4 protein-coding genes and 1 pseudogene are annotated in these 2,882 nt (G+C 69.4%); all 5 read right to left on the minus strand.

Annotation, left to right across the window (positions count from 1 at the left end; genetic code table 11):
• A partial coding sequence (locus tag ACMO6A_RS12695; RefSeq protein WP_418471360.1) for a hypothetical protein occupies positions 1-894 on the minus strand: 894 nt, incomplete at its 3' end.
• Positions 895-964: 70 nt separating this feature from the next.
• Complete coding sequence (locus ACMO6A_RS12700) at positions 965-1,327, minus strand: hypothetical protein (protein WP_418471362.1); 363 nt, start codon at positions 1,325-1,327, stop codon at positions 965-967.
• Positions 1,328-1,451: 124 nt separating this feature from the next.
• Complete coding sequence (locus tag ACMO6A_RS12705; protein WP_114552055.1) at positions 1,452-1,652, minus strand: hypothetical protein; 201 nt, start codon at positions 1,650-1,652, stop codon at positions 1,452-1,454.
• Positions 1,649-2,680: an ATP-binding protein gene (locus tag ACMO6A_RS12710; protein ID WP_418471364.1), complete on the minus strand. Its 1,032-nt coding sequence runs from the start codon at positions 2,678-2,680 to the stop codon at positions 1,649-1,651. The genes ACMO6A_RS12705 and ACMO6A_RS12710 overlap by 4 nt, the downstream gene beginning before the upstream one ends.
• Positions 2,681-2,702: 22 nt before the next feature.
• A pseudogene (locus ACMO6A_RS12715) lies at positions 2,703-2,882 on the minus strand (helix-turn-helix domain-containing protein); the annotation flags it as partial.

Raw genomic sequence — 2,882 nt, forward strand, 5'->3', positions numbered from 1 at the left:
GTAGGCCTCGGCCATCTCCTCCATGTCGACGATATCCCGATCGAGATATACCGGCGAGATCTCGCCGGTATAGGCCCGCTCCAAGTCCTCGACGATCGCGTTCTCCGCGAGGAAGTTGTCGCTCGCCAGGCGCCAGTCGCCGTCGGCCTGCTGGAAGAGGACCGGGTCGGCCCCCTCATCGGTGTAGTAGACGAGCGTCGACGCCTTCTGCCCGCCGTCGGCATCGATATCGTACGAGAACGTCTTCGCTTTAAGGTCGGAGATGCGGAAGGCGACCTCGCCGGCGCCCCAGTCCACGGCGAGGTCGCCGTGGACGGCGTATGCGTCCGCCTGCGTGTCGCCGTACAGTCCCCCCATGATGAAGTAATCGTACCCGTCCACCACGCGGTAGACGCCCAGCGTGCGGCAGTCGGGGTCGTTGCCCTGGGCACGGACGGAGTCCAGGGAGTCCTTCAGGCGGACGGCCGCCGGGTAGGTCGAGCACAGGTAGACCAGGCCGGGGTCCGGGACGTCATCGTGGATGCCCCGGTCGAATACGCAATAGCCGCCTCGCCTCGCGCCATCCAGGGCGGATTCCAGGGCGGCGAGCGCGGGGGCGGATTCCTCGCGCTCGAGCTCGCGGGCCATCGCCGAGACAAGTTCGCCGCCATAGGTTCCCAACGGCGCCTTGCCGCCGAGGGCCTTGCATGAGTCGACGAAGCGCGCGCAGTCCCCGATGTCAGGGAGAATCACCGTCAGCTGGCTTTCCCCATGCCCGAAGCCGATCTCGCGGCCGGGGCCGTCAAGGATCCCGACTGCGACGGCGGGAGGATACGCCCCGTCTACCATCTTCGCCGTGATGATCTCACGTTCGAGTGCGTCGCCCAGCATGCCCTCGATCATCTGCCTGTCCATCTTGAAACTCCATTCCATTGCCCAGGCGCATCTGGCCCATGCGTGTCCTTCTGCAAAATGCTAGCGCCGATCACCGATGGGGCCGGCGGTGCGGGTCGGGGCTTTCCGAACGGGAAGCGCCGTCGGGCCGCAGGGCGCGCAGGCGCCGCGCGATGTCGCGGATCTCGAAGCACGCGTCGAAGCGGTGCGGCATCCCCTCGCCCGCCCAGAGCATCCCGGCGCGCCCGGTCGCGATCCGGTCGACGCGGGTGAAGTCCAGCCCCAGCATATCGCAAATGCCCCTCACCTCGTCATGGACCGGCGAGCAGGCGCACCGCATGGCGCCCTCGCCCGAGACCTCGCCGTCGAGCTCGAGCCCGTACAGCTCGTCGCCGTAGAGCGCGGCGATGTGCTCCTCGGCCTCGCGTGCGGCCATGTCCTCGATCCTCTCCATGGGGAACCCCAATCCCTCAAGGAGGGCGCGCGGATACGCGCCCTCATGCCTGTGTATCTATGCAGGTATGCACATGCGCAAACGCGCAGATGCGCGGGTACGTGTGTGCATACCTATGCGAACGTCAACGGGGAAGCCCGCGGACGAGCGATGCGAAGTCCGCATCGACGCGCGCCCGGTCCAGCTCCCAGAGGTCGGCGATGAAGTCGAGCAGGACCCTCACCGTCCCGGTGCGCTCGGCCCTCGGGAGGCGCGGCACCAGCAGGACGACGGAGTAGAGGGCCTGCTCGTAGCTGCGCCCCTCCTGGGGGGCACGGCGGCTCATCGCCCTGCCCCCTCGGCATCGCAGGGCGCCATGCGGCGGTCAGGGCCGTCCATCTTGACGCGCTCGGTCATCTCGGCCAGGCGCGAGACGATCGCCAGGGCGTCCTCCTTGCGGCCGTACTCCGACAGCACCGCGGCGAGGCCGGCCTGGGTGTACTGGCTGGTGACGATCGTGGCGCGCTCGGCCTCGTAACGGCCGTTGACGATCTGGAACAGCTTCGCGAGCACCCACTGGGTCGAGGAGTCCTTGCCCAGGTCGTCGATGATCAGGACCGGGACGTTCACGTACCTGCGGATGACGTCGGCCTCGCTGTCGCCGCCCTTGTCGAAGGTCGAGCGGAGCTCGGTCATGAGGTCCGCCGAGACGATGAACCTGGCGCCGTGCTTGGGCCTGCCCTTCGGGACGGGCCGGTACGCCCAGTTGCCGAAGCGGGGATCGAGGCGCGAACCGGCGTAGTCGTAGGCGATACGGCACGCCATCTCGGTCTTGCCGACCCCGCGCGGACCGTAGATGTACAGCCCGCCGCCGTGCGCGAGGCGCGCGTCGTAGGCATGCTCCGGGGCGGCCACTCCCTCGGCGATGCGGCGGGCGAAGCGCGGCGGGATGCCGGTCTTGCGCACGACCGCCTCATGGAACGCGGGGTCGGTCGCGGCGAGGGCGGCCACGTCCGCGATCTCGAGCGGAGGCAGGGCGCCGCCGACGGGAAGCGGCGCGGCTGTTGCAGCCGGGGCCTCGGGCACGGGCGCCGCTGGCACCGGAGTCCGAACGGGCGCCGCGGCGGGGGCCAGGTGCTCCGGCTCGAGGTAATGCGGCCCCATCTCGTGCCACGCGTCCGCCTCCGCCCTCCAATCGAGCACCGGCGTGCCGTCCGCGCGCCGCCAGGCGCGGGCATCGTGGTATGCGTAGAAGAAGTTGCCGTAGAAGGCGTTGGCGGAGCCGCGGTCGTCGTAGCCCTTCCCGCGGACGTAGGCCTCGACTTCCTCGAGCGCGGGCCTTTTCGGCCTCGCCTGCGCTTGCGTGTCGTTCATCTCGGTTCTCCCTCCGTCTGAGCTAATCGTCGCTGAAGTCGCTGAAGTCGCTGTCGGCGGCCACGCGCTCGGCGACGCTCATGGCCCTCTTCGCGCCAGACGGGCCGGACTTACGGGCGGAGCGCGGCGCGGGCTTGCGGCGCCAGGTGTTCACGACGTTCTTCCATCGGACGATCGGCACGCCGCCCGCGCGGACCCAGCC

Origin of the sequence: Eggerthella sp. (assembly GCF_048329335.1) — a bacterium.
GTDB classification, from domain to species: Bacteria; Actinomycetota; Coriobacteriia; order Coriobacteriales; family Eggerthellaceae; genus Eggerthella; species Eggerthella lenta.